Below are 25,556 nucleotides of genomic sequence, written 5' to 3' on the forward strand. Positions count from 1 at the left end.
GGCCCTTCGTTCCTCAGGGTTCCTTCACTCCGGTCTCGCTCCGTGGGCCCGCCGCCATCCGCCATCCATGGCGGGGGGCGGCTCTCGCGGCATCCATGCCGCTCGGCCCACGGAGCGAGACCTGCGTTCAGCCTGCACCCAAGTCGCGATTGGTGTCGTCTGGGCCTTTTGTGTTTGAAGATCAAGATCAGATCAAAAGCAGATCAAGGGCTTCCCGGCTAAAGCCGGTCCTACGAGGTGCGCGTTCGAATAGTGGGACCGGCTTTAGCCGGGAAGGCGTCGGGCGCCGCGCCGCGAAATGATGGGTGTACGCACAGGCCTCTTTCCCGGCTGAAGCCGGTCCCACTGAAGCAATCGATCGTTCCCACGCTCCGCGTGGGAATGCATCCTTTGACGCTCCGCGTCGATGTCTTCGAGGGCGAGTGAGGCGTTCCTGAGGCCACTTCCTTCAACATCCCTTCTTCGGCATTGTTTCAAGCTTTGTTAGGCTGGTCCCTATTTCGAGGGGACTGATTTATTTACAGCGCTTCACCGTAAATGAATCTGTCCCCGTCCAAGCATGCAAGGGAGCGGCAATGACTTCCATCAGCACCGCAGCGCCCGTGGTACCGGGGCGGCTGGAGCAGTTTTCGACGCGGATCGCTTTTTTTGTCACCGGGTTCAGTATGTCGGCCTGGGCGCCGCTGGTGCCTTATGCGAAAAGCCGTTTGGGTCTGGACGACGCCGGCCTCGGGTTGTTGCTGTTGTGTCTGGGCATTGGCTCGATCGTTTCCATGCCGTTGGCCGGGGCGATGACGGTGCGTTATGGCTGTCGGCGTTTGATTGTGATGACGGGCGTGATCGCCTGTGTGTGCCTGCCTTTATTGGCCACCCTCAGCTCGGTGCCGCTGATGGTCGCCACGCTGTTTGTCTATGGCGCGAGCATGGGGGCGCTGGGGTGTGTGACCAACATTCAGGCGATCATCGTCGAGCGGGCCAGCGGCAAGACCATGATGTCCGGGTTTCACGGGCTGTTCAGTTGCGGCGGGATTGTGGGCGCGGCGGGGGTGTCGGCGTTGTTGAGCGTTGGCGTCTGGCCGTGGCTGGCGATGGCCGTCGTCGCGTTGTTCATCGCGATCGCGCTCTACAAAGCCGCGCCCCACTTGTTGCCGTACGGCAGCGAACCGGGCGGCCCGGCGTTTGCGATCCCTCGCGGCGTGGTGCTGTTCATCGGGCTGATGTGCTTCACGGTGTTCCTCACCGAAGGCGCGATGCTCGACTGGAGCGCGGTGTTCCTCAGCGCCCAGCGTGGTGTCGAACCGTCCTACGCAGGATTCGGTTATGCGGTATTCGCGCTGGCCATGGCGATCGGGCGTCTGTGCGGCGATCCGATTGTCCGGCGCCTCGGTGTGCACAAAATCATCCTGTTTGGCGGGCTGTGCGCGGCCGCCGGGATGACCGTTGCGACGTTGATCCCGGTCTGGCAAGCGGCGCTGTGCGGATACGCGCTGGTGGGAATCGGCTGTTCCAACATCGTCCCGGTGTTTTACAGCGCGGTCGGTCGGCAGAAAACCATGCCGGAGAATGTCGCGGTGCCAGCGATTACCACGTTGGGCTACATCGGCATTCTGATGGGGCCGGCCGGGATCGGGTTCGTCGCCCACCTCAGCAGCCTCGGCGCGGCGTTCATGATCATCGCCGTGATGCTGCTGGGTGTGGCGGTCAGCGGGCGGTTCTTGCGGGTGTGAGGCCAATAAGGGGAATCAGCTCGGCATCATCGCAAAGCCCACGCCGAAGCGGTTCCAGGCGTTGATGGTGGCGGCGGCCAAAGTAATGTTGACCACGTCGGCTTCGCTGTAGTGCCTGAGCAACGCTTCGTACTGATGCTGCGGCGCGCGGTGCACGGGCAGCAGGGTCAGGCTTTCGACCCAGGCGAGTACGACTTTTTCTTTCTCGGTGAAGAATTCGGTTTCTTCCCACACGCTGACGGTTTGCAGACGGGCCTCGCTTTCGCCGGCCTTGCGTGCGTCATTGGCGTGCATGTTCACACAATATGCACAGCCGTTGAGCTGCGACGCCCGCAGACGGATCAGCTCCAGCAGCGAATGATCCAGGCCGGATTTACTCAGCGCTGTCTCCAGGCCGACCATGGCTTTGTAGGCTTCCGGCGATTTCTGGGCCCAGTTGATTCGTTTGTTCATGGTGGGTGCTCTCTTCAAAGTGACCGGCGCAAGCCGCGGGACGTGGCGAAATGTTACGCCCGCGCTGCGACCCGTCGAATAGCCAATGAAGGAGGTTTAAGGGAGACCAATTGTGCCGCTATCGGTCAGCGGCGCACGGTTGCGGGCGGTCGAGCAGACGCTCGCGAATCCGGTCATACGCGAGGTTGAACAGCATCGTGTACGGCAGAAACAGCAGCAACAGGCCGATATCCAGCACAAAGGCTTCCAGCAGGCTGATCGACAGCCACCACGCCACCATCGGCACCACCATGAACACCAGCCCCACTTCAAAACTGATGGCATGCAGGGCTCGCGCCTTGAGATTCAGGGTGAAACCCAACCGTGCGCGCAGACGGTCGAACCCGGCGTTGAAGACCATGTTCCAGAGCATGGCGACCGTGGAAATCATCACCGTCATCGCGCCCATCTTGCCGATGGACTGGCCGAGCACCCAGGCCAGCCCGGGCGCGAACATCAGCACGCCGATGAGCTCGAACAGCAGCGCATGCAGGGCGCGTTCTTTGACGGATTTCGGCGTAACGACCGGCTTCGCGGTCTTGGGGGACGTAAGGGCGTGCAGAGGCATGTCGGTGATCACTTTGTCGCGGGCAGGTGTGCATTGTCGGGGCGCGATGGGCTAGAGTGAAAATCGGTCCCATCGGAAAAACCGATGGCGACGTCGCTTGCGCCTCAGAGGTATCCACCCGTGAGCTATTCCCCCGAAGCACTTGAAGCGTTTGCCCAGACCATCGCGCTGGGTTCGTTCAGCGCCGCCGCCCGGCGCCTGGGCAAGAGCCAGTCGACCATCAGCGAGGCCATTTCGCGGCTGGAGATCGATCTGGGCCTGGAACTGTTTGACCGCTCGACCCGCCATCCCGCGTTGACTGAAGCGGGCAGGGCGCTGGAAGGGCGCATCGAGGACGTGCTCGCAGCGTCCGACACACTGCGCCGCGCGGCGGGGCGTCTGGCCGAGGGCATGGAGCCGCGCTTGACGCTGGTGCTGTCCGACGCGAACCAGTTCGCCGAATTCCAGGCGCGCATGACCGAACTCGATCAGCGCTTTCCGGAGCTGGAACTGGAGTGCGTGTTTGCCGAACACGGCGACGCGATCAACTTGATCCAGAGCGGTCGCGCGTCGTTGGGTCTGCTGTCCGCCCAGGCGTCGTACCCGCCGGAAGTGGGCTACGCGACCATCGTCGAGCGCGCGGACTTCGGCATCTTCGTGTCCCACAACCACCCGCTGGCCGCTGAGGAAGCCGTCGATTACCGCCATCTCGCGCAGCATCGGGCGTTGCGCCTGAATACCATCGTCGACGAGAGCGTGCCCACCGACGATCTGCCCAGCGGCGCGCGACGCAGTTGGTCAGCACCCAATTACCTGCTGTTGATGGACATGGCGATCTTCGGATTCGGCTGGTCGGCGTTGCCGCGCTGGCTGGTCAGCACCTGCGGGCAGGACCGGTTGAAGGAACTTAAAGTGCCGGGTTGGCCGCGCAGCTCGGCGGTCGACGTGATCTGGTCCCGGCAAAAAAGCCTGGGCCCGGCCGGGACCTGGTTGCTGGACACGTTGCTGGAGGGGCGGGGAGGGTATTGATCCGGCTCACTCCGGTCCGCCTTCCAGCACAAACCCCTCCGGCATTTCCTGAGCAAAGGCGCTCACGACCTCGCGGGTCAGGCTGACGATGTCTTCCACCAGCTCCATTCCCGCGCCGGTGCGCCAGCTGGCGACGATGTCCATCAGCGGCGGCAGCGGGACGTTCTCGATCAGCGTCAACGCGCCCTGGGCCAGTTCCCCATGCACCAGCGTCACCGGCAGCGCGCCGATGCCGAAGCCGTCGCGCACCAGCCGGGTAATGGCTGACGCCGAGTTCACGCAGTTGATCCGTGGCGTGACGATGTTGGCGGTGTGCAGCATGTTGAGGATGTCCTGGTGCGGCCGCGAATTGCGCGAGAACGTGACGATGCGCGCTTCGGCGATTTCTTCCAGGGTCACGTCCGGGCGGTCGAATGCCGAGCCGGTCGGCACAACCCAGCGCAGGGGGATAACGCGCCAGCACCGCGTTGCGCACGCTGTCGAAACGCAGCACGTCGGTCTGGAAAATGATGTCCTGATAACCCTTTTCCAGCTGCGAGCAGAGGTTGCTGGCGGTCTCGGCGGTGAGCTCGATTTCCAGATTCGGGTAACACTTCATCAGGCGTGTTACCAGGGGGCTGAGCCAGGTGTGTATCACCGTATCCATGGCGCCGATGCGGATGCGGCCGCGCACCTGGCTGGGGTCTTTGATCGCCGCCTTCATGCTTTGCATCGTGTCCATGATGTGCTCGGCGTATTCGAGCACGCGCGCACCTTCTTGCGTCAGCGACACGCCCCTGGAATCCCGCACGAACAGGCGCACGCCCATTTCGTCCTCCAGCGCGGCGATGCGGCTGGAGATGGAGGCCTGGGTGCTGAACAGTTTTTCCGCCGTCAGACGAAAGCTTTTCAGCCGCGCGACCCAGACGAAGGTTTCCAGAAACTTGAGATTCACCGAGGGATTTCCTTGAGCAATTGAGCGCCGGCGCACCTACGGAATGACGGGGGAGCGTCACAGCGTTGCAGGCACGACCTGTGCAGACTGAGCACTGGAACAGCAGGTTGCATGCCACCCCGGCAACAGAAAATCTTATGGGCCATAGCGGGTTTTTCCCGTTGGACGCCCCGGCGTTGACTGCGGTGCCATGGGGCAGCGGCACTCTCACTTCGTTAAGCACAGGCGCCGCGACCGCTCGTTTCTCGAACACGTTCCTCATTCGTGCCCCAGCAAGGTACCGCCACTGCCAACGAGAACCCCATCATGCAAACCGCTATCAACCTCTGGCCGCTGCTTGGCGTGCTGGTCATCGTTCTGGGCTTCGTCCTGCGTTTCAACCCGATGCTGGTCGTGGCGCTCGCCGCCCTGGCCACCGGCCTTGCCGCCAGCATGCCGCCGGAGACTATTCTGGCGACTATCGGCACGGGCTTCATCAAAACCCGCACGCTGCCGCTGATCATCCTCTTGCCCCTTGCGGTGATCGGCCTGCTGGAGCGCCACGGCCTGCGCCTGCATGCGCAGAACTGGATCGCCCGGTTTACCGGTGCCACGGCGGGACGGCTGCTGATCGCCTACCTGTTCGTGCGCGAAACCACCGCAGCCCTGGGGCTGACCAGCCTCGGCGGCCACCCGCAGATGGTGCGGCCGTTGCTCGCGCCCATGGCCGAAGGCGCCGCTGAATCGCGCTTCGGCAAGCTGCCCGAGGCATTGCGCATCAAGCTGCTGGCGTTGTGCGCGGCGACCGACAACGTCGGGCTGTTCTTCGGTGAAGACATCTTCGTCGCGTTCGGTGCGATTGCGTTGATGCACACTTTCCTGCTCGGCTCCGGCATTGATGTCGACCCGATGCACATTGCCTTCTGGGGGATCCCGACAGCCATCTGCGCATTCGTCATCCACGCCATCCGCCTGCACCGTTTCGATCAGCGCCTGAATCGTGAATTGACGGCGCTGCCGCCGGCCTCCGCTGTCGACAAGGAGCTGGCGCGATGATCATTTCCATTCAATACCTGTACTGGCTCGCGGGCGTGATCCTGGCGATCACCGCCTTCATGACCGCGACCGATCGGACCAATCCCAAACGCTGGTCAACGGGACTGTTCTGGGGCCTGTTCGCTATTGCGTTTCTGGTCGGCGAGAAGCTGCCACCGGTGTGGGTGGGCGTCGGCGTGATCGTCATGGCGGTGATCGCCGGGGTCGGTGGCGTGGGTTTTGGTCAGCATGAGAACCTCAACGACCGGGCGCGGCGGGAGAGTGCAGGGCGCTTGAAGAACAAGCTGTTCATTCCGGCGCTGGCGATTCCTCTGGTGACGGTGATTGGCGCGGTGCTGCTGAAGAACATCAAGGTTGGCGACGTCTTTCTGCTGGACCCGGCCAACAGCACCTTCGTGTCCCTGGGCATTGGCAGTCTGGTGGCGTTGGCTCTGGCCTGCTGGCTGACCCGCGACACGCCGGTGCAGGCCATGCGCGAATCGCGGCGCCTGACCGAAGCACTGGGTTGGGCGCTGGTGCTGCCGCAGATGCTGGCGATGCTCGGGCTGGTGTTCAATGACGCGGGCGTCGGCAAGGCCGTGGCGCATCTGGCAACGGTTTACATCAACCTGGATTTTCGCCTCGTCGCGGTGATGGTGTATGTGCTCGGCATGGCGCTGTTCACCATCGTCATGGGCAACGGTTTCGCGGCGTTTCCGGTGATGACCGGCGGTATCGGCGTGCCGGTGCTGGTGGGCATGTACGGCGCCAATCCGGCGGTCATGGCCGCGATCGGTATGTTCTCGGGCTACTGCGGCACGCTGATGACGCCCATGGCCGCAAACTACAACCTGATTCCCGCAGCCCTGCTGGAATTGCCCGACAAGTACGCGGTGATCAAAGCGCAAATCCCCACCGCGCTGGCGATGCTGGTGGCGAATATTCTGCTGCTGTATTTCCTGATGTAGATGCAGCGCCCCGCCCGCAGGCTCCTGCGGGCAGCTTCTTGCGGGCAAACCCCTCCCTCAGTTCGTTCCACTGCGCAAAGTTGGATGATGTTTCATCTCCATCGCAAACGTTTGCGCGAATCCATGGTCTGTACGACCAGTGGCTGCAAACCCTCTGCCTCAGGGCTTCCAACCCGCTTCCTTTGAACGACATGTGTGTCAGGCGCCAAGCCGCATGTCCGCCTCGGAAGAAATAGGTTGAATAGTCACAGAAAATGTTATTTAAATAACAAAAATAAAACCGCGAAGGTGGCTCGTCTTTCGGGCCCGGCGCGTGAACAAGGTACTCACACACATGAACAAGATCGCGGTCATCGGCAGCAACATGGTGGATTTGATCACCTACATCGACCGGATGCCGGCGCAGGGTGAAACCCTCGAAGCACCGAATTTCGCCATGGGCTGCGGCGGCAAGGGCGCCAATCAGGCCGTTGCAGCGGCCAAGCTGGGCGCTGACGTGTTGATGCTGAGCAAGGTCGGCGACGACATGTTTGCCGACAACACCCTGGCCAATTTCAAGCGCTACGGCATCGATACCCAGTTCGTGCAGCGCGTTCCCGGGGTTTCCAGCGGCGTGGCGCCGATCTTTGTGCAGAGCGATTCCCACAACAGCATCCTCATCGTCAAAGGCGCCAACGCGCACCTGAAACCTGCGGACATCGACGCTGCCCAGGCCGCCTTGCGCGACTGCACGCTCATCGTGCTGCAACTGGAAATCGAGCTGGAAACCGTCTACTACGCGATCGATTTCGCCAAGGCCAACGGCATTCCGGTGCTGCTCAACCCTGCGCCTGCCGTGAAGGGATTGAGCCGCGAGCACCTGTCACAGCTGGACTTCTTCATTCCCAACGAAACCGAACTGGCGTTGATCACTGGCCAGACTGTCGACTCCATCGAATCCGCCCGCGCGGCCGCCCTGCAGCTGGTGCAGGACGGGATTCGTCACGTCATCGTCACCCTGGGTGAAAAGGGCGCGCTGTACGTCGGCGAAGAAGGCGAATTTCGCGTCGAAGGCATCAAGGTCGATGCCCGCGACACCACGGGCGCCGGCGACGCGTTCATTGGTTGCTTCGCCCGCCACTGGAGCGAAGACGGCGACATGCGCAACGCCATGACCCGCGCGGTGGCCTATTCCGCCTGCTCGGTCACCGGCCTCGGCACCCAGAGTTCCTACCCGGACGCTGCCGCGTTCAGTCACTTTCTCGACACCCTTTGAGCCGCCGCGCCCTGCCGATCGCCTGATCGGTGGGGCGGGGTATTTCCTGTACTTCCCGGAGAACAACAATGACAAAGCCCGCGCTCCAACAATCACCGGACGGGTTCTACCTGAACCGCACGCCGTGGTTCGCCTTCCTGCTGCTGTGCTGCTGCTTCGCGCTGTGGGCAGCGGCCGCGAGCATGAACGACGTGCTCATCGCCCACTTCAAGAAAGCCTTCCTGCTCAGCGATGTGCAGACCTCCTTCGTGCAATCGGCGTTCTACCTCGGTTATTTCTTCGTGGCGATTCCGGCGGCGATGGTCGTCAGACGTTTCAGCTACAAGACCACCATCCTCATCGGTCTGGTGCTGTACATGGCGGGCTGCTCGCTGTTCTTCCCCGCAGCGTCGATGGCCAAATACGGCATGTTCCTGATGGCGCTGTTCGTCATCGCGGCCGGCCTAGCCTTCCTCGAAACCGCCTGCAACACTTACTCGACGCTGATGGGGCCGCGTGAAACCGGCACCCGCCGCCTGAACATCTCCCAGACGTTCCACCCGTTCGGCGCGATGACCGGCGTGTACGTCGGCAGCTTCGTGATGTTCAAGGACACCGACGCCACCCGCGAGCAGTTGACGCAGATGAGCGCCTCGGAAGCCGCAGTTCAGCAATTGCAGATGATCCAGTCGACGCTGCTGCCGTACAAATGGATGATCGCGGTGCTGGTGCTGATGTTCGTGCTGATCGCGTTCACCAAGTTCCCGGCGTGCAAGGGCAAGGTCACGGCCAACGTTAAATCGAGCAGCATTGGCCAGAGCCTGTCGCGTCTGTGGCGCAACCCGCGCTTCACCTTCGGCGTGCTGGCGCAGTTTCTGTACGTGGGCGCGCAAGTGGGTGTATGGAGTTTCACCATTCGCCTGGCGATGCAGATGGGCGGCATGAACGAGCGCAGCGCGTCGTGGTTCCTGCTGACCACCTTCGCCGCCTACTTCGTCGGCAAGATGATCGCCAACCTGCTGATGCGCAAAATGTCCCCGGCCAAAGTGCTGGCGATCTACGGCGTGCTGGCCATCGTACTGCTGGCCTACACGATTCTGGTGCCGAACATCAGCGCGGTGTATGCGGCGGTGGGCGTGAGTATTTTCCTCGGTCCGTGCTGGCCGACCATTTATGGCCTGACCATCGACGGTCTGGGCGAAGACACCGGCGTTGGCGGTTCGCTGCTGGTGATGAGCATTGTCGGCGGCGGCGTGATGCCGATCTTCCAGGGCCTGCTCTCCGACGCCACCGGCGGAAACATGCAGATCGCCTACACCGTGCCACTGCTGTGCTTTGTGGCGATCGTCGCCTACGCCATCAAATGCATGCGTGATCCGCTGCCGGTTCAGGCACCGGTGGGCGCGGTGACGGCATCATGAGAACGGCCGAAAAGCGCACCACGATTGCGCTGTACCCGGAGCTGTTCAGTGGCGATGAAAAGACGCTGCTTGAATCCGCGGACTTTCGTGTGCTGGCCTGGACCTATCCCAGCGGCGTGAAAGCCCTGGCGCTGGAGAACGATCGCGGCCGGGTGGTGGTGCTGCCTTATCAGGGGCAAATGGTCTGGTCAGCGGTCTTCGATGGCTGCGACCTGACCATGCGCAACATGTTCGAGCAGCCACGCCCGAGCCCGACGGTGATCGGCACCTACGGCTGCTTCATGTTCCACAGCGGGATTTTGCGCAACGGCTGCCCGACGCCGGAAGACGATCATCCGCTGCACGGTGAAATGCCCTGCGCGCCGATGGACAGTGCCTGGCTGGAAGTCGGCGAGGACGCGGGCGGCGCGTTTCTGCGCATCGGCGGCGAGTACGAATACGTGATGGGCTTTGGCGACCACTATCGCGCCAGGCCCAGCGTGACCTTGCGCCCGGGTTCGGCGCTGTTCGACATCGGCATGGACGTGCGCAACCTGGCCGGAAAGCCGATGGAGCTGATGTATATGGCCCACATGAACTACGCCTACGTCGACGGCGGACGTTTCGTCGAGCCATTGGGCATGGCGCGTACACGGATTCGCAGCAGCCTGCCGGCCCACGTCAAGCCGACGCCGGCGTGGTCGGCGTACATGGCCGAACTGACGGAAGACCCTTCGCGGCTGGAGAGCCTGAGCACGCCTGAGTTGTACGATCCAGAGATTGTCTGCTTCTTCGACGGCGTGCACGCGGGCGCCCAGGGCCATGCGCATTTCCTGCTCAAGCACCCGGAAGGCCCGGCGTTCTACACGCGCTATCAGCCGGCGCAGTTCGATCACGCGGCGCGCTGGATCCTGCACAACGCTGATCAGCAGGTGGCCGCATTTGTGCTGCCGGCGAGCTGTGAGCCCGAGGGGTATCTGGCGGAAAAGGCCAAAGGCAATGTGCGTTTGTTGGGCGCGGGGGAGAGCGCATCGTTCAGCGTGACGACGGGGTATCTGGGCGCTGAAGAGGTGTTGCAGCTGGAAAGCGATCTGAAACGCTGAAGGACTCTTCGCGAGCAAGGTGGAGCGCCACCCCGGTCGCTCCCACACATGTTGTATCCGACGCGGGAATCTGGCTGTACGCGACACCCTGTGGGAGTTAACTTGCTCGTGCTGCTGAATCGGTGATCAGGCAGCGACCACCGTTGCGTGGGTCGCTGCCTTATCTGGCGATAGACATCGACCCTGTGAGAGTGAGCTTGCTCACGAATGCGGTGGTCCAGGCAACGCAGATTTAGGGCCGATTACACCACCCACCGCGCCCCATACCCCTCAATCAAATCCCGATAAACCTTGGGCAGCTTCTTGTCGCTCACCACCACATGAAAGTCCTGCAGCGTTGCGAAGTGCGCCGTGCGCACGGCATCGAATTTGGAATGATCGGCCAGCAACATGGAGTGCCGGGCTTGCCGCAGGACCTTTTGCTTGACCTCCACTTCGTTGAAGTTGAAGCAGGTCACGCCCAGCTCGTCGCTGACCCCGGCCGCTGACACGAACGCCCAGGTCAGGCGGATGCCGTCCAGAATGGTCGCTTCCCTGTGGTGCTCGAACACCTGATTCTTGCGATGAAAGGTGCCGCCGCACAGCACGATCGAGCAGTTGGGCTTCTGCTGCAGCTTGAGCAACACGTTGAGGGAATTGCACACGGCGGTGAATTCCAGCTCGTCCGGGATGAAGTCGATGACAAAAGGGATCGTCGTGCCGCAGTCGAAAAATACCGTGTCGCCGGGTTGAATGAATGCGGCGGCGAGCTTGCCGACCCGGCGCTTTTCTTCGACGTGGCGGGTACCTTGCTCGGTGACCTTGTAATCACTGGCCTCTGACGGATCAAACGCCAGGGTGATATGCCCGCCCAACAGGTGGAATTTGTCGGGGTGCCGGGTCAGGTCGCGACGCAGGGTCATCTCCGAAACGTCCAGCAGGGCGGCCATTTCCTTCAGGTGAATGGCCTTCTGATCTTGCAGGGCTTGCTGGATCAACTTGATACGGTCGGATTTTTTACTGTCCACGGGCATTCCGATTGTCGAATGGATATGGTAAAAAAATAACATTCATTGTTATATTTACAACATAAAATGATGCGCTCAGGCATGAAGCTTAAAGCGTGTCGCTGGTTACCGCCTCACTATCAGGAAACGATTGGCCATGAAGATCGAACCCGCAGCACTCGCCCAGTACATCGACCACACCTTGCTGGCCGCCGACGCCAGCCGAGAGCAGATCGCAACCCTGTGCCGCGAGGCGCAAGAGCACGGATTCTATTCGGTGTGCGTGAATTCTGGCCAGGTGCCCTATGCCGCCTCGTTGCTGGAAGGCCAGGCCGTCAAGGTCTGCGCCGTGGTCGGTTTCCCGTTGGGCGCCGGGCTGAGCGACACCAAGGCTTTCGAGGCGAAGCAGGCCATCGCTGCTGGCGCGGGCGAGATCGACATGGTCCTGAACATCGGCTGGTTGAAAGACGGCCTGTTTGACGACGTGCGCGACGACATCGCTGCCGTCAAAGATGCCTGTGGCGCGGTGCCGCTGAAAGTTATCTTCGAAACCTGCCTGCTGGACGACGCGCAGAAAACCCGCGCCGCCGAGATCTGCCGTGACCTCAACGTGGCCTTCGTCAAGACCTCCACCGGCTTCAGCCGCAGCGGCGCGACCCTGGAAGACGTCGCCCTGATGCGTAAGGTCGTGGGGCAGGGCGTTGGCGTGAAAGCGTCCGGCGGCGTGCGTGACTATGCAACGGCCGTGGCGATGATCGAAGCGGGCGCGACACGACTGGGCACCAGCTCCGGGATCGCGATCGTCAGTGGTGCGGCGGCGTCGGGTTCGGGGTACTGACTCCACAGGGCGGGGTGTGTTGCTGACTGTCGCAGGCGCCGTTCCTGATCAGGCGGCGGCCTTTCGACAGAAGGCCGTTCGCCGAAAAGAGCAGGACCCGCCCCGCCAATGAATGGCAAACTGCCGGTGCACTCACTTCTGCACCGGACACCTTTCTCAATGCGAACATTCTCCCTGGCGCGGCTCAAGGCTCGCTGGTTCTTCTGGCTGTGCATGGTGCTGATCGTCGTTGGTCTGCCGGTCGGTTGCGCGGCGCTGCAGCACAAGGAGCGTGAACTGGTCTTCATGATCGAGCCCGGCACGGCGAGCTGGTACCACGGCCTGCCGTCCGACGTGCAAGAGCTTGAACTCAAGGGGCCATCGTTTGGCCTCGGGCAGAATATCCATGCCTGGTGGTGGCCTTCGGAGAAGAAGGACGCTCCCGCCATTCTTTATCTGCATGGCTCGCGCTGGAACCTCACCGGTCAACTGTTCCGCATTGAACAACTGCGGGCGCTTGGGTTTTCCATCCTCGCCATCGATTACCGCGGCTTCGGCCAGAGCAAGGGCCAGTTGCCGTCGGAAGCGTCGGTCTATGAAGACGCGCGCATTGCCTGGGAGCGCTTGAAGCAGATTCAACCCGACCCGCAAAAGCGTCTGATCTACGGGCATTCCCTCGGCGGCGCCGTGGCCGTTGACCTCGCCGCCGAACTGGGCCGGGATGCGCAAAAAGGTGATGAGCCCATTCAGGCGCGGGGGCTGATCATCGAATCGACCTTCACCAACCTCGCCGACGCTGCGTCCTCCGTCGCCAGCAAACGCACCTCGTTGCCGGTGCGCTGGCTGGTCTCGCAGAAATTCGACTCCATCGACAAGATCGCCGACGTGCACATGCCGGTGCTGATCGTGCATGGCACGGCGGATCAGTTTGTCGCGCCGCAATTCAGCGAAGCGCTGTTCGACGCGGCGCAGGAGCCAAAGAACCTGCTGATGGTGCCGGGCGGTAACCACAACAACAGCATGAATCTGGGGCGCGAAGCGTACAGCCAGGCGATCCAGAACCTGCTCAACGAGAAGCCTCCGGCGGTGCACGCGTCCAATGCATCGGCGGCGTTGCTCAAGCAGCCCGGTTAGCCCTTTTTCACGACGGCGGCCGGTGTCCTCTCAAAGTACCTGCCGTCCACTGCCGCGAGCGCTGCCGATGGACACACACGCAGACGAAGACGCTCACCTGACCCCTTCCACGCGGGACTGGGTACTGCGTGCCGCGCCGCTGCCGCAGATCGAGCGGATCGAGGCGTACTTTCATGGCCACGGCTTCGAGATGCACCGCCACGACACCTACGCCATCGGCCACACGATGTCAGGCGTGCAGAGCTTTCAGTACGGCAAGGAACGGGTCAACAACCTGCCGGGGCAGACCATGGTGCTGCACCCCGACGAGGCCCATGATGGCCACGCCGGGACCGAAGAGGGCTTTCGCTACCGGATGTTCTATCTGGAACCGGCGATGATTCAGCAGGTGCTCGGTGGCAAGCCGCTGCCGTTCATCAAGGGCGGGGCGTCGAGCGATCCGCGCCTGTTCAGGGCGACGCAGGCGCTGCTTTCCGATCTGAACAACGCGCTGGACCCTCTGGAACTGGATGACGCGATCTACGACCTCGCTGTTGCGCTGCAAGCGGCCGCCGGTGCGCGCAAGGGCCGCCAGAGCGTCAACTACGCCGGCGCGCAACGTGCGCGGGAAATGCTCATGGCCAGTCTGGAGCAGGGCGTGAGCCTCACCGATCTGGAACAGGCCAGCGACACCGATCGCTGGCGCCTGTCGCGGGATTTCCGCGTGCTGTTCGGCACCACGCCCTATCGCTACCTGACCCTGCGCCGGCTGGACCTCGTCCGGCACTCGATATCCCTGGGCGTGTCCCTGAGTGATGCGTCGGTCATGGCGGGGTTCTCCGACCAGAGCCACATGACGCGGCATTTCGTGAAGACCTTCGGCTATCCGCCGGGGCGGTGGTTGAAGATGTTGCGAGCAGGCGCATAGCGGATCGAACGCCCTTGGTGGGACTGGCCTGGGCTGGGAAGGCTGTACACCTTGTGGGACCGGCTTCAGTTGGGAAAGCGTCAGGCGTCACACCGCAAAATGGATGGCGTCCATGAGGGCCTCTTCCCGGCTAAAGCCGGTCCCACTATGAGTGCGCGGTGTTTCAGTGGGACCGGCTTCAGCCGGGAAGGCGCCAGGCGTCGCGCTGCAGAATTGATGGCGTCCATGAGGGCCTCTTCCCGGCTAAAGCCGGTCCCACTATGAGTGCGCGGTGTTTCAGTGGGACCGGCTTTAGCCGGGAAGGCGTCAGGCGTCGCACCGCAAAATGGATAGCGTACACACTGGCCTCTTCCCGGCTGAAGCCGGTCCCACAGAGAAACCGCGCGCAGTGAGGGCCACCCTGCAATAACGTACAAGACCCCACCCACCCCTGCGCTCTAGATTGGCCCCACATCAAACCCCTTCGGAGCCGCCCTCGTGTCCACGTCCACCACCCAATACACCCCCGTCAATTTCGCCCAGAAATACAGCCTGTTCACCGAGCAGTGGCAGCCGAAAGTCATCGCGCAGATGAACGACTACCAGTTCAAGCTGGCGCGGCTGGAAGGGGAGTTTCTCTGGCACAGCCACGCTGACACCGACGAAACCTTCATTGTGCTCGAAGGCCGTTTGCGCATCGATTTCCGCGACGGTTTCGTCGAGCTCAATGCGGGCGAGCTGTATGTCGTCCCTAAGGGTGTCGAGCACAAACCCTACGCCGAAAAGGAAGTGAAGCTGATGCTGATCGAGCCCAGCGGCGTGATCAACACCGGTGACGACACCAACGAGCGCACCGCGCAGAACGACGTCTGGATCTGATTACGCCTCGGGCGTTGCGGGCTCGGTTTCAGCTTCGGGCGCAGGCAGCAACACCGAAATCAACGCCCTGACCACCCCCGGCAGGGCGTCCAGTTCGCGGACCAGAATGCTCCGCTCGCGCACCGCCCAGGGCTCGTCGAGTTCGATGGTCACTAGTTCCATCGTCCGGCTGTGCCGTGACGCCGCCGACTCCGGGATCACCCCGATGCCCACCCCGGCTTCAACCATCCGGCAGATGGCCTCGAAGCTCGACACCTGAATTCGCAACGACAGGCTCTGCCCCAGGCGCTCAACGTGATCGCGCAGAAAACTCAGCAGCGTGCTGCCTTCGTGCAGGCCGATGTGCTGGAACGCCAGGGTCTGTTTGAAGGTGACCTTTTTCTCGGCCGCCAGCTCATGGCCCACGGGCACGATCAGTACCAGCCGGTCGGTGCTGAAGTGGATGACCTGCAAACCCGCCGCTTCCACCGGCCCGGCGATGATGCCCATGTCGGTGCTGCCGTCGAGCACGCCGCGCACGATGTCCCGGGACAGACGCTCCTGCAGGTCCACGGTGACGCCGGGCCGTTTCGCCAGAAACCCGGCCAGCACTTCGGGCAGAAACTCGGTGACGGCGGTGGTGTTGGCGAAGATGCGAATGTGCCCGGCCGAATCAGTCCCGTACCGGGTGAACTCGCTTTTCAGGTAATCCACCTGGCTCATGATCAGTCGCGCGTGCTTGAGCAGGCGCTGGCCGGCGGGGGTCAGTTCGACGCCGCGGCTGTCGCGGTACAGCAGGCGCGTGCCGAGTTGGCCTTCCAGCGCCTTGATCCGCGCACTGGCCGCCGCGGGGGAGAGAAAAGCCCGGCGCGCGCCCTGGGTCAGGCTCGGTGATTCGCCGATATGAATGAAGAGGCGCAAGTCAGCCAGGTCGAAATGCATGGGAGGTGTCCGGGGTTTGCAGAAGGCGTTCAGCATACCCGAACGCCGCTATACGCAAATGCAAATTCACAGAATGCCGGCGCACTTCCATGATCGGGCCATAACAACAAACCCAGAGGGTTCCCGCCCATGAGCGCTGCAGAGTCATCCGTGGATTTTACGGACTGGATTGGCCGCACCGAAGAAGCCCAGGATCATCTGAGCGTCAACCTGATCAAGCGCATTGCCGCCACCTTTGGCGAGCCCACGCCCGCTGTGGGTGATCCACTGCCGCCGCTGTGGCAATGGTGTTTTTTCCAGGAGCCGGTGTTCGAAGCGCAACTCGGCGCTGACGGCCACCCGGCCCGTGGCGGCTTTCTGCCCCCTGCGGACAATCGCAACCGCATGTGGGCCGGTGGCCGCGTCGAGTTCATTCAGCCGCTGAAAGTCGGCGCCGATGCCCATCGCCTGTCGACCATTCTGCACATCGAGGAAAAGCACGGTCGTACCGGCTCGCTGCTGTTCGTGACGGTGCGCCACGACTACTCACAACACGGCGAGCTGTGCGTGCGTGAAGAGCAGGACATCGTTTACCGCGAGCCAAATCCGCCGAAACTCAACAGCGGTGACGCGCCAGAGCAGGGCGAGTGGAGCGAGGTCATCGAGCCGACGCCGACGCTGCTGTTTCGTTACTCCGCCGTGACCTTCAACGGCCACCGCATTCACTACGACTACCCCTACGTCACCGACACCGAGGGTTATTCCGGGCTGGTCGTGCACGGGCCGATGATCGCCACCTTCAACCTGCGCGCCTTCATTCGCGCCAACCCCGATAAGCGCGTGCGGCATTTCGCCTATCGCGGTGTGCGGCCGTTGAACGTGCCTGCTGCCTTCCGCGTCGGCGGACGAATCGTTGAACCGGGCAAGGCGCAGCTGTGGGCCGGCAATGACGCCGGCGTCGCCCAGAGCGCCGAAGTCGTTTTTGACTGAATCCATCCTTTACACAGCCAGGCGCGCCGATCCCATGGCCGCCGGCCGATGCGAGTGGACACCATGAATCCCTACGAAAATGAAGACCTCAATGCCATCCGTGACGGCGTGCGCGCGCTGTGTGCTCAGTTTCCGGCCGAATACTGGCGCAAGATCGATGAACAGAAAGGCTTCCCGGAAACCTTCGTCAAGGCGCTGACCGATGAGGGCTGGCTGTCGGCGATGATCCCCGAGGAATACGGCGGCTCCGGGCTGGGCTTGGCGGAAGCCTCGGTGATCCTCGAAGAAGTGAACGCCTGCGGCGGCAATTCCGGCACCGTGCACGGCCAGATGTACAACATGTTCACCCTGTTGCGTCACGGCAGCGACGCGCAGAAAAGCTATTACTTGCCCAAACTCGCCAGCGGCGAACTGCGCCTGCAATCCATGGGCGTGACCGAGCCCAGCACCGGCACCGACACCACCAAGATCAAGACCACGGCGGTGAAGCAGGGCGACAAGTACGTGATCAACGGCCAGAAGGTCTGGATCTCCCGCGTGCAGCATTCCGACCTGATGATTCTGCTGGCGCGCACCACGCCGCTGGCCGAAGTGACGAAAAAGTCCGAGGGCATGTCGATCTTCATCGTCGACCTGCGCGACGCCATCGGCAACGGTCTGACCGTTCAGCCCATCGCCAACATGGTCAACCACGAAACCAACGAACTGTTCTTCGACAACCTCGAACTGCCCGCCGACAGCTTGATTGGCGAGGAAGGCAAAGGGTTCCGCTACATCCTCGACGGCCTCAACGCCGAGCGCACATTGATTGCCGCCGAGTGCATTGGCGACGGCCGCTGGTTCATTGAAAAGTCCGCCGCCTACGCCCGTGATCGCGTGGTGTTTGGCCGCCCGATCGGGCAGAACCAGGGCGTGCAGTTCCCCATCGCCGAAGCGCACATCGAAATCGAAGCGGCGGACCTGATGCGCTGGCGCGCCTGCGAGGAATACGACAGCGGCAAGAACGCCGGTGCCAGCGCCAACATGGCCAAATACCTCGCGGCAAAAGCGTCGTGGGAAGCGGCCAATGCCTGCCTGCAAACCCATGGCGGTTTTGGCTTCGCCTGCGAGTACGACGTGGAGCGCAAATTCCGCGAGACCCGTCTGTATCAGGTGGCGCCGATCTCCACCAATCTGATTCTTTCCTACGTCGCCGAGCACCTGCTCGACCTGCCACGCAGCTTCTGAGGACGCCGAAATGAGCCATACCCAGGCATTGGCGGGTTTCCTCGCCGAGCTGACCTACGAGCAGATTCCCGGCGTCGTGCTGGACCGCACCGAAGACCTGTTCCTGGACTGGATCGGTTCTGCGCTGGCCAGCCAGGGCGCGCGGCCCATCCCGCTGTTTGAGCGCTACGCCGAACGCATGGGCCCGAGAGAGGGCAAGGCGAAAATTCTGGTGAGCGGTCGCGGCACCTCGGCGTACTTCGCCGCGCTGGTCAATGGCGCGTCTTCGCACCTGGTCGAGCAGGACGATTTGCACAACAGTTCGGTGCTGCACCCGGCGACGGTGGTGTTCTCGGCCGTACTGGCAGCGGCTCAGGACCTCGGCAAGACCGGGCAGGATTTATTGCTGGCCTCGGTCGCCGGTTACGAAGCCGGTATTCGCATCGGCGAGTTCATGGGCCGCTCCCACTACCGCATCTTCCACACCACCGCCACCGTCGGCACCCTCGCTGCGGCGGTGGGCGTGGGCAAGCTGCTGAACTTCGACAAAGAGCAGTTCATCAACCTGCTGGGCACGGCGGGCATCCAGGCCGCCGGGCTGTGGGAGTTTCTCCGTGATGCCGCCGATTCCAAACAGCTGCACACCGCCAAGGCGGCGGCCGATGGCCTGCTGGCAGCGTACCTCACCGAAGACGGCCTTACCGGCGCGCGCAATATTCTCGAAGGCGATCAGGGGATGGCCGCAGGGATGTCCAGCGACAGCGATCCGGCGAAACTCTCCGATCGCCTCGGCAGCCGTTGGGCGCTGGTCGAGACGTCGTTCAAGTTTCACGCTTCGTGTCGCCACACTCATCCGGCCGCGGATGCGCTGCTCCACCTGATGCAGCGCGAAGGCCTGCGCCATGAGCAGATCGCCAAGGTGGTCACGCGGGTTCATCAAGGGGCCATCGATGTGCTCGGCCGGGTCGATGTGCCGCAGACCGTGCACCAGGCCAAGTTTTCCATGGGCGCGGTGCTCGGGTTGATCGCCGTTCACGGCAGCGCGCAATTGATCGAATTCCGCGACCTGGCACTGACCGATGCCGACGTCGCCGCCTTCCGCGAAAAGGTCACGATGGAGCTGGACCCCGAAGTGGATGGCGCCTATCCCGCGCGCTGGTTGGGTCGGGTGATCGTGACCACCACCGATGGCCGCACCTTGAGCGCCAGCATCGACGAACCGAAGGGCGATCCGGGCAACACCTTGTCGCGGCCTGAGCTGGAGGACAAGTTTCAGCGCCTGCTGGCGTTCTCCGGCGCACGCACGGTGGAGCAGGGCACGGCATTGATTCAGCGGGTCTGGCAGCTGCGCGATGCGCGCGATTTGGTCAATTTGATTTAAGGCGAACGCCAACCCTTGTAGGAGTGAGCTCGCTCGCGATTGCAGTGCGTCAGCCCCATCTGCCCTGACTGACAAAATGCTATCGCGAGCAAGCTCACTCCTACATGGACTGTGAAGAGGTTTACGAACATGACTCAACAACCCCCGCGTCCTCTGGACGGCATCACCGTCGTCAGCCTCGAGCACGCCATCGCGGCACCGTTCTGCACCCGCCAACTGGCTGATCTGGGCGCCCGCGTGATCAAGATCGAGCGCCCCGGCGTCGGTGATTTCGCCCGTGGCTACGACCAGCGCGTCGACGGCCTGGCTTCGCATTTCGTCTGGACCAACCGCTCCAAGGAAAGCCTGACCCTGGACCTCAAGCAGGACGAGGCCGGCGACATTCTTCAATCGCTGCTCGCCAAGGCCGACGTGCTGGTGCAGAACCTGGCACCCGGCGCCGCTGCACGCATGGGCTTGTCGTTCGACGCCCTGCACGAACGCTTCCCGCGCCTGATCGTCTGCGACATTTCCGGCTACGGCGAAGGCGGGCCCTACGAGAAGAAGAAGGCCTACGACCTGTTGATCCAGAGCGAGGGCGGCTTTTTGTCGGTCACCGGAGGCCCTGGCGAAGACGAGATGGCCAAGGCCGGTTGTTCCATCGCCGACATCGCTGCCGGCATGTACGCCTACACCGGGATTCTGTCGGCGCTGATGCTGCGGGACAAGACCGGGGAGGGCAGCCGCATCGACGTCAGCATGCTGGAAAGTCTGGTGGAGTGGATGGGCTACCCGATGTATTACGCCTACAACGGCGCGCCGCCACCGCCACGGGCCGGTGCGTCCCACTCGACGATCTATCCTTACGGGCCGTTTCCCACCGGCGGGGGCGGCACGATCATGCTGGGCCTGCAGAACGAGCGCGAATGGGCGTTGTTCTGCGAGAAGGTCCTGCTCGATCCGGCGCTGGCCACCGACGAACGCTTTTCGGCGAATTTCAAACGCTCGGAAAACCGTGAGGTGCTGCGGCAGATCATCGTCGACGGCTTCGCGTCCTTGAGCGTCGATGACGTGGTGGCCCGTCTGGAAGACGCGCAAATCGCCAATGCGCGGGTCAACGACATGCAAGGCGTCTGGGACCATCCGCAGCTCAAGGCCCGCGATCGCTGGCGCGAAGTTGACAGCCCGTCCGGCCCGCTGCCGTCGCTGCTGCCGCCGGGCCATAACACCGCGTTCACACCGCGCATGGATGGCGTGCCGGGATTGGGCCAACACACCGGCAGCATTCTTGGCGAGCTGGGGTTTTCGGCGGAAGACCAGACGCGGATGGCGGCGGGCGGAGTGGTCTAGCGCCTGTTTCTGCAAAAGGCTCTTTTGCGCGGCGCACCCCTTCCTACAGGACACCCTCAGGACACCGACATGGCCCACACCCTCATCCGCTCCGCTCTGTTCGTCCCCGGCAGTCGCCCCGATCGTTTTTCCAAAGCCCTGGCGGCAGGCGCCGATGCGGTGATCGTCGATTTCGAAGACGCCGTCGAAGAACCTCTCAAGCGCCAGGCGCGGGACAATCTCGCGGCCTTCGTGAACGACAACCCCCAAGCGTCTGTGTGGGTGCGGGTCAATGCGCCGACTCATGCCGAACACGCCGATGATCTCGCGTTTTGCCGACACCACTCGGGCGTCGCCGGGGTGCTGCTGCCGAAGGTCGAAAGCGCTGCTCACGTCGCGGCGGTCTGGCAGACCGGCAAACCGGTCCTGCCGATCATCGAAAGCGCCAAGGGCCTGCTGGCCCTGGAGCAGATCGCCCATGCCGAAGGCGTCGAGCGTTTGTCGTTTGGCGGACTCGACCTGGCGCTGGACCTGAACCTCAACAGCGGCACCCACGCCGCGCAGATGTTTCTTGATCAGGCGCGGATGTCGGTGCAACTGCATTCACGAGGCGCGGATTTGCTGCCACCGCTGGACGGTGTGCACCCGACCATCGGCGACCCCCAAGGCCTGCACCGCGCCATTCGCCACGCCTACGACATGGGTTACGGCGGCGCGCTGTGCATCCATCCCGCCCAGGTGCCGGTGATCCATGCCGCCCTGACCCCCAGCGCTGATGACCTGAACTGGGCACAAAAGGTCATCAAGGCCAGCGCGGCGGCCAAGGGGGCAGGCGCGTTTCAGCTGGAAGGGCAGATGGTCGACGCGCCGGTGCTGCTCAGGGCTCAACGGTTGTTGGCGCTGGCGGCAGGGTAAATCCCATCTCCGGTGATGAATTTCACGCGTCATCGCGTTCATCAACCCCGAACGCCGGCTTACACAAATGCTGATTCTCTAAACACCGGGGCTTCGTCATCGTGGGGTTGCACTATGCTCATGCACTCCACCTGCTCCTTCAAACATAAGCTCCTACAAAAATAAAAAGGTGATATCGATGTTGAAGCTGACCCAAGCGCTCTTCTGCGCGGCTGCGGTGTCTATGGCCGGCCTTGCACAGGCCGCTGACCCGATCACGATCAAGTTCGCCCACGTGGTGGCGGAAAACACGCCGAAGGGGCAGGGCGCGCTGCTTTTCCAGAAGATGGTCGCCGCCGACCCGGCCTTGAAAGACAAGGTCAAAGTCGAGGTCTATCCCAACTCTTCGCTGTTCGGTGACGGCAAGGAAATGGAAGCCCTGCTGCTCGGCGACGTGCAGATGCTGGCGCCGTCCCTGGCGAAATTCGAGCAGTACACCAAGAAAGTGCAGATCTTCGACCTGCCGTTCCTGTTCAACGACCTCGCCGCCGTTGACCGCTTCCAGCAGGGCCCTCAAGGCAAAGCGTTGCTGACCGCAATGGACGACAAGGGCATTCATGGCCTGGCCTATTGGCACAACGGCCTCAAGCAACTGTCCGCCAACAAAAAGCTGGTTGAACCGAAAGATGCCCGTGGCCTGAAGTTCCGCGTTCAAGCCTCCAGCGTGCTCGAAGCCCAATTCGTCGCCCTGCACGCCAACCCGCGCAAGATGAGCTTCGCCGAGGTCTATCAAGGCCTGCAGACCGGCACCGTCAACGGCACCGAAAACACTTGGTCGAACTACGAAAGCCAGAAGGTCAACGAGGTGCAGCCGTTCTTCACCGAGTCCAACCATGGCCTGATCGACTACATGGTGATCACCAACTCCAAGTTCTGGAACGGCCTGCCTGCAGACGTGCGTGATGAACTGCAAAAGATCATGGATCAGGTCACCGTCGAGGTGAACAAGCAGGCCGAGGCGCTGAACCAGACCGCCAAGCAGAAAATCATCGATTCCAAAACCAGCGAAATCGTGACGCTCACCCCCGAGCAGCGCGCCAAATGGCGTGACGTCATGAAGCCGGTCTGGGACAAATTCTCCGAAGAAATCGGTGCCGACCTGATCAAGGCCGCCGACGATTCGAACAAGGCGCCTTGAGCCCTTCCTTCGCTTCTCGATACAGACCGTGACGGCCCGGCGGCCACCCCTTTTGCGGGTGGTCTGCCTCCAGGGCCGTCGCTCTGCCCGGCTACATTCGGCTTCGTTCGGAGAATGCTTATGCACCCGCTGACGCGACTCTGGGAGCATCTGGAGGAGGGCATCATTGCCTTCCTGCTGGCTGCCATGACCCTCGTGACTTTCGTCTACGTGGCGTTGAACAACATCTACACCCTGTTTTATTCCCTCAGCGATCAATGGGCGGTAAGCAGCGACTTTTTCGCTGCTATCGGCGACCACCTGATGGGCTACGCCCAAGGCATGACCTGGAGCGTGGCGCTGACCAAAGCGCTGTTTGGCTGGCTGATCTTCTTCGGGATTTCCTACGGTGTGCGCACGGCGGGCCACCTGGGGGTCGACGCGCTGGTCAAGAAAACCAGCAAGCCGGTTCAGCGAATTCTGGCGATGCTGGCCTGTGCCTGCTGCCTCGCGTACGCCGGTCTGTTCCTCGTTGCCAGTTACAAGTGGGTGTCAGCGCTGTTCGTGGCTGGCATCGGTGCCGAAGACCTGGATCGTTACGGCATCAAGGTCGCGTACATCGCGGTCATCGTGCCGATCGGCTTTGCTCTGGTGATCGCCCGTTACCTGGAAATCCTCTACCGCATCTGGACCCACCGGCAGACCGGGCTGGGTCTGGCCGACGAAGCGGCTGAAGCGAGCAAACTCGCCAACCCTGCCGAGGAGCAGCACTGATGACTGTTATCTGCCTGTTCCTGCTGCTGTTCGTTTTCATGTTCCTGGGCGTGCCCATCGCCATTTCCCTGGGCTTGTCCGGCGCCGTTTCGATCCTGCTGTTCAGCCCGGACTCGTTGAGTTCGCTGGCGATCAAACTGTTCGAAACCTCCGACAGCTACACCTTTCTGGCGATTCCGTTCTTCCTGTTGTCTGGCGCCTTCATGACCACGGGCGGGGTCGCGCAGCGGCTGATCGACTTTGCCAACGCCTGCGTCGGCCACATCCGCGGTGGCCTGGCGATCGCGGCGGTGCTGGCGTGCATGCTGTTTGCTGCACTATCCGGTTCATCGCCCGCCACCGTTGCAGCCGTGGGTTCCATCGCCGTCGCCGGCATGGTGCGCTCCGGTTACCCGAAGGCATTCGGCGCGGGCATCATCTGCAACGCCGGTACGCTGGGCATTCTGATTCCGCCTTCCATCGTAATGGTGGTCTACGCCGCTGCGACGGAAACCTCGGTCGGCAAGCTGTTCATTGCCGGTGTGGTGCCCGGGATTCTGCTCGGCGTGATCCTGATGGTGGTGATCTACATCGTCGCCCGGGTCAAGAAACTCCCGGCCCAGCCACGGGTCACGTTCCGCCAATGGCTGCACACCGCGCAACGGGCGTTCTGGGGTCTGATGCTGCTGGTGATCATTCTCGGCGGGATCTACAGCGGCATGTTCACCCCGACCGAAGCCGCGGCGGTGGCGGCGGTGTATTCGGCGTTCATCGCGCTGTTCGTCTACAAGGACATGAGCTTCAAGGACTGCCCGAAGGTGCTGCTGGAGTCGGGCCGGCTGTCGATCATGCTGATGTTCATCATCGCCAACGCCATGCTGTTTGCCCACGTTCTGACCACAGAGCAAATCCCACAGCAAATCACTGCTTGGGTCATCTCCGAAGGCCTGACTCCGATCGGCTTCCTGATCATGGTGAACATTGTGTTGCTGGTCGCGGGCAGCTTCATGGAGCCGTCGGCAATCATCCTGATCCTGGCGCCGATCTTTTTCCCTATCGCGATGAAGCTCGGCATTGATCCGATTCACCTGGGCATCGTCATGGTGGTCAACATGGAGATCGGACTGGTCCACCCGCCGGTGGGGCTCAACCTGTTCGTGACGTCTGCGGTGACGGGCCTGACGTTGGGCGAGACCATTCGTGCGGCGTTGCCATGGCTGTCGATCCTGCTGGTGTTCCTGTTGCTGGTGACGTACGTGCCTTATATCTCGCTGGCGCTGCCGAACTGGTTGGGGATGCCATGATTCATGGCGTGGCTGAATGCGCTTAAGATCAAGATCACAAGTGTCTGCCTGGGGGCAGACGTTTCGCCTTCGGTGAGTTACTTGGAAAAGCACCCCAAGTAACCAAGGGTGCCTGCTCTTGGTTGGGCCCTTCGTTCCTCAGGGTTCCCTCACTCCGACGACGCTCCGTGGGCCCGCCGCCATCCGCCATCCATGGCGGGGGGCGGCTCTCGCGGCATCCATGCCGCTCGGCCCACTGCGCGTCGTCTGCGTTCGGCCTGCACCAAAGTCGCGATTGGCGGTGTTTGAGCCTCTTGCGTATGAAGATCAAGATCAGAAGCAGATCCAAATCAGATTAAGGGGAGAGCACGGGCAGTCCAAACGCTGAGGACTTGTGGGAGCGAGCTTGCTCGCGAAGGCATTGGTACATCCGCCGAATAATTGGTGTTTGAAATGCAGCATTCGCGAGCAAGCTCGCTCCCCCACGTAGGAGGTGCTGTCCGCAAAAGGGTTG

Annotated in this window: 23 protein-coding genes and 1 pseudogene; 19 read left to right on the plus strand and 5 right to left on the minus strand. The window is 62.4% G+C overall.

The genetic code is table 11. The annotated features are described in order from the left end of the window. The first annotated feature begins 575 nt into the window (after window positions 1-575). A complete protein-coding gene (locus ACYASU_RS18530; RefSeq protein WP_423574801.1) occupies window positions 576-1,727 on the plus strand; it encodes an MFS transporter in 1,152 nt (383 codons plus the stop codon). A 15-nt stretch (window positions 1,728-1,742) separates the two neighbouring features. On the opposite strand, the gene ACYASU_RS18535 is transcribed toward ACYASU_RS18530, so the two are convergent. Both ACYASU_RS18535 and ACYASU_RS18540 read right to left on the minus strand, forming a co-directional pair. Continuing rightward, window positions 1,743-2,180, minus strand: coding sequence for a carboxymuconolactone decarboxylase family protein (locus ACYASU_RS18535; protein ID WP_463583646.1), 438 nt, complete (start codon window positions 2,178-2,180; stop codon window positions 1,743-1,745). 118 nt (window positions 2,181-2,298) lie between these two features. Continuing rightward, a complete protein-coding gene (locus ACYASU_RS18540; RefSeq protein WP_463583647.1) occupies window positions 2,299-2,787 on the minus strand; it encodes a multidrug/biocide efflux PACE transporter in 489 nt (162 codons plus the stop codon). A gap of 120 nt (window positions 2,788-2,907) precedes the next feature. Here ACYASU_RS18540 and ACYASU_RS18545 point away from each other — a divergent pair, with 120 nt between their 5' ends. After that, entirely contained in the window at window positions 2,908-3,795 is an 888-nt protein-coding gene (locus tag ACYASU_RS18545) for a LysR family transcriptional regulator (protein ID WP_463583648.1), read from the plus strand. A gap of 6 nt (window positions 3,796-3,801) precedes the next feature. Here the strand turns inward: ACYASU_RS18545 and ACYASU_RS18550 are convergent. After that, window positions 3,802-4,729 (minus strand): annotated as a pseudogene (locus ACYASU_RS18550) (LysR family transcriptional regulator). A gap of 306 nt (window positions 4,730-5,035) precedes the next feature. Between ACYASU_RS18550 and ACYASU_RS18555 the strand changes: the two are divergent. The 5 genes from ACYASU_RS18555 (at window position 5,036) to ACYASU_RS18575 (ending at window position 10,448) form a co-directional block, all read left to right on the plus strand. Further along, window positions 5,036-5,764, plus strand: coding sequence for a DUF969 domain-containing protein (locus ACYASU_RS18555; protein WP_463583649.1), 729 nt, complete (start codon window positions 5,036-5,038; stop codon window positions 5,762-5,764). Continuing rightward, on the plus strand, window positions 5,761-6,711 hold the full coding sequence (locus ACYASU_RS18560) for a DUF979 domain-containing protein (RefSeq protein ID WP_463583650.1): 951 nt from the start codon (window positions 5,761-5,763) through the stop codon (window positions 6,709-6,711). Before ACYASU_RS18555 ends, ACYASU_RS18560 begins: the two co-directional genes overlap by 4 nt. A 334-nt stretch (window positions 6,712-7,045) precedes the next feature. Beyond that, window positions 7,046-7,966 carry a ribokinase gene (rbsK, locus tag ACYASU_RS18565; RefSeq protein ID WP_346629626.1) on the plus strand — a complete coding sequence of 307 codons (921 nt, stop codon included), beginning with the start codon at window positions 7,046-7,048 and terminating at the stop codon, window positions 7,964-7,966. Window positions 7,967-8,034: 68 nt separating this feature from the next. After that, a complete protein-coding gene (gene fucP / locus ACYASU_RS18570) occupies window positions 8,035-9,366 on the plus strand; it encodes an L-fucose:H+ symporter permease (RefSeq protein WP_346628279.1) in 1,332 nt (443 codons plus the stop codon). Beyond that, a complete protein-coding gene (locus ACYASU_RS18575) occupies window positions 9,363-10,448 on the plus strand; it encodes an aldose 1-epimerase family protein (RefSeq protein ID WP_463583651.1) in 1,086 nt (361 codons plus the stop codon). The genes fucP and ACYASU_RS18575 overlap by 4 nt, the downstream gene beginning before the upstream one ends. Before the next feature lie 242 nt (window positions 10,449-10,690). On the opposite strand, the gene deoR is transcribed toward ACYASU_RS18575, so the two are convergent. Beyond that, window positions 10,691-11,461 (minus strand): DNA-binding transcriptional repressor DeoR, encoded by a 771-nt coding sequence (deoR, locus tag ACYASU_RS18580; protein WP_463583652.1) that lies wholly within the window; start codon window positions 11,459-11,461, stop codon window positions 10,691-10,693. Window positions 11,462-11,591: 130 nt separating this feature from the next. Here deoR and deoC point away from each other — a divergent pair, with 130 nt between their 5' ends. The 4 genes from deoC to ACYASU_RS18600 all read left to right on the plus strand — a co-directional run bounded on the left by deoC (window position 11,592) and on the right by ACYASU_RS18600 (window position 15,150). Further along, on the plus strand, window positions 11,592-12,272 hold the full coding sequence (deoC, locus tag ACYASU_RS18585; RefSeq protein ID WP_463583653.1) for a deoxyribose-phosphate aldolase: 681 nt from the start codon (window positions 11,592-11,594) through the stop codon (window positions 12,270-12,272). Between the two features lie 159 nt (window positions 12,273-12,431). Beyond that, window positions 12,432-13,385 (plus strand): alpha/beta hydrolase, encoded by a 954-nt coding sequence (locus ACYASU_RS18590; protein WP_463583654.1) that lies wholly within the window; start codon window positions 12,432-12,434, stop codon window positions 13,383-13,385. A gap of 67 nt (window positions 13,386-13,452) precedes the next feature. Further along, window positions 13,453-14,292, plus strand: a complete 840-nt coding sequence (locus tag ACYASU_RS18595) for an AraC family transcriptional regulator (protein ID WP_463583655.1) — start codon at window positions 13,453-13,455, stop codon at window positions 14,290-14,292. 477 nt (window positions 14,293-14,769) lie between these two features. After that, entirely contained in the window at window positions 14,770-15,150 is a 381-nt protein-coding gene (locus ACYASU_RS18600) for a cupin domain-containing protein (RefSeq protein WP_463583656.1), read from the plus strand. Here ACYASU_RS18600 and ACYASU_RS18605 read toward each other — a convergent pair whose 3' ends face one another. Continuing rightward, window positions 15,151-16,071 (minus strand): LysR family transcriptional regulator, encoded by a 921-nt coding sequence (locus ACYASU_RS18605; RefSeq protein ID WP_463583657.1) that lies wholly within the window; start codon window positions 16,069-16,071, stop codon window positions 15,151-15,153. A gap of 129 nt (window positions 16,072-16,200) precedes the next feature. On the opposite strand from ACYASU_RS18605, the gene ACYASU_RS18610 reads away from it, so the two are divergent. The 8 genes from ACYASU_RS18610 to dctM all read left to right on the plus strand — a co-directional run bounded on the left by ACYASU_RS18610 (window position 16,201) and on the right by dctM (window position 25,063). Beyond that, window positions 16,201-17,040, plus strand: a complete 840-nt coding sequence (locus tag ACYASU_RS18610) for an HTD2 family dehydratase (RefSeq protein ID WP_463583658.1) — start codon at window positions 16,201-16,203, stop codon at window positions 17,038-17,040. Window positions 17,041-17,103: 63 nt separating this feature from the next. Then, entirely contained in the window at window positions 17,104-18,267 is a 1,164-nt protein-coding gene (locus ACYASU_RS18615; RefSeq protein ID WP_192174351.1) for an acyl-CoA dehydrogenase family protein, read from the plus strand. A 10-nt stretch (window positions 18,268-18,277) separates the two neighbouring features. Continuing rightward, window positions 18,278-19,627 carry an MmgE/PrpD family protein gene (locus ACYASU_RS18620; protein ID WP_463583659.1) on the plus strand — a complete coding sequence of 450 codons (1,350 nt, stop codon included), beginning with the start codon at window positions 18,278-18,280 and terminating at the stop codon, window positions 19,625-19,627. A gap of 129 nt (window positions 19,628-19,756) precedes the next feature. Beyond that, entirely contained in the window at window positions 19,757-20,956 is a 1,200-nt protein-coding gene (locus tag ACYASU_RS18625; protein WP_463583660.1) for a CaiB/BaiF CoA transferase family protein, read from the plus strand. A 69-nt stretch (window positions 20,957-21,025) separates the two neighbouring features. Next, window positions 21,026-21,850 carry an HpcH/HpaI aldolase/citrate lyase family protein gene (locus ACYASU_RS18630; protein ID WP_463583661.1) on the plus strand — a complete coding sequence of 275 codons (825 nt, stop codon included), beginning with the start codon at window positions 21,026-21,028 and terminating at the stop codon, window positions 21,848-21,850. A gap of 178 nt (window positions 21,851-22,028) precedes the next feature. Further along, window positions 22,029-23,027: a TRAP transporter substrate-binding protein gene (locus ACYASU_RS18635; protein WP_423574784.1), complete on the plus strand. Its 999-nt coding sequence runs from the start codon at window positions 22,029-22,031 to the stop codon at window positions 23,025-23,027. A 120-nt stretch (window positions 23,028-23,147) separates the two neighbouring features. After that, window positions 23,148-23,780: a TRAP transporter small permease gene (locus tag ACYASU_RS18640; RefSeq protein WP_346628267.1), complete on the plus strand. Its 633-nt coding sequence runs from the start codon at window positions 23,148-23,150 to the stop codon at window positions 23,778-23,780. Next, complete coding sequence (gene dctM, locus ACYASU_RS18645; protein WP_065989499.1) at window positions 23,780-25,063, plus strand: C4-dicarboxylate TRAP transporter large permease protein DctM; 1,284 nt, start codon at window positions 23,780-23,782, stop codon at window positions 25,061-25,063. The genes ACYASU_RS18640 and dctM overlap by 1 nt, the downstream gene beginning before the upstream one ends. Window positions 25,064-25,556 lie beyond the last annotated feature (493 nt).

The organism is Pseudomonas sp. HP_12 (assembly GCF_055283955.1).

Coding starts and splice junctions, on each gene's coding strand:
- ACYASU_RS18615 (WP_192174351.1), top strand. CDS start 17,104: ATGAATCCCTACGAAAATGAAGACCTCAATGCCATCCGTGACGGCGTG.
- ACYASU_RS18530 (WP_423574801.1), top strand. CDS start 576: ATGACTTCCATCAGCACCGCAGCGCCCGTGGTACCGGGGCGGCTGGAG.
- ACYASU_RS18595 (WP_463583655.1), top strand. CDS start 13,453: ATGGACACACACGCAGACGAAGACGCTCACCTGACCCCTTCCACGCGG.
- ACYASU_RS18560 (WP_463583650.1), top strand. CDS start 5,761: ATGATCATTTCCATTCAATACCTGTACTGGCTCGCGGGCGTGATCCTG.
- ACYASU_RS18635 (WP_423574784.1), top strand. CDS start 22,029: ATGTTGAAGCTGACCCAAGCGCTCTTCTGCGCGGCTGCGGTGTCTATG.
- ACYASU_RS18630 (WP_463583661.1), top strand. CDS start 21,026: ATGGCCCACACCCTCATCCGCTCCGCTCTGTTCGTCCCCGGCAGTCGC.
- ACYASU_RS18590 (WP_463583654.1), top strand. CDS start 12,432: ATGCGAACATTCTCCCTGGCGCGGCTCAAGGCTCGCTGGTTCTTCTGG.
- fucP (WP_346628279.1), top strand. CDS start 8,035: ATGACAAAGCCCGCGCTCCAACAATCACCGGACGGGTTCTACCTGAAC.
- ACYASU_RS18540 (WP_463583647.1), bottom strand. CDS start 2,787: ATGCCTCTGCACGCCCTTACGTCCCCCAAGACCGCGAAGCCGGTCGTT.
- ACYASU_RS18605 (WP_463583657.1), bottom strand. CDS start 16,071: ATGCATTTCGACCTGGCTGACTTGCGCCTCTTCATTCATATCGGCGAA.
- ACYASU_RS18575 (WP_463583651.1), top strand. CDS start 9,363: ATGAGAACGGCCGAAAAGCGCACCACGATTGCGCTGTACCCGGAGCTG.
- ACYASU_RS18535 (WP_463583646.1), bottom strand. CDS start 2,180: ATGAACAAACGAATCAACTGGGCCCAGAAATCGCCGGAAGCCTACAAA.
- ACYASU_RS18610 (WP_463583658.1), top strand. CDS start 16,201: ATGAGCGCTGCAGAGTCATCCGTGGATTTTACGGACTGGATTGGCCGC.
- dctM (WP_065989499.1), top strand. CDS start 23,780: ATGACTGTTATCTGCCTGTTCCTGCTGCTGTTCGTTTTCATGTTCCTG.
- ACYASU_RS18625 (WP_463583660.1), top strand. CDS start 19,757: ATGACTCAACAACCCCCGCGTCCTCTGGACGGCATCACCGTCGTCAGC.
- ACYASU_RS18555 (WP_463583649.1), top strand. CDS start 5,036: ATGCAAACCGCTATCAACCTCTGGCCGCTGCTTGGCGTGCTGGTCATC.
- rbsK (WP_346629626.1), top strand. CDS start 7,046: ATGAACAAGATCGCGGTCATCGGCAGCAACATGGTGGATTTGATCACC.
- ACYASU_RS18640 (WP_346628267.1), top strand. CDS start 23,148: ATGCACCCGCTGACGCGACTCTGGGAGCATCTGGAGGAGGGCATCATT.
- ACYASU_RS18620 (WP_463583659.1), top strand. CDS start 18,278: ATGAGCCATACCCAGGCATTGGCGGGTTTCCTCGCCGAGCTGACCTAC.
- deoC (WP_463583653.1), top strand. CDS start 11,592: ATGAAGATCGAACCCGCAGCACTCGCCCAGTACATCGACCACACCTTG.
- deoR (WP_463583652.1), bottom strand. CDS start 11,461: ATGCCCGTGGACAGTAAAAAATCCGACCGTATCAAGTTGATCCAGCAA.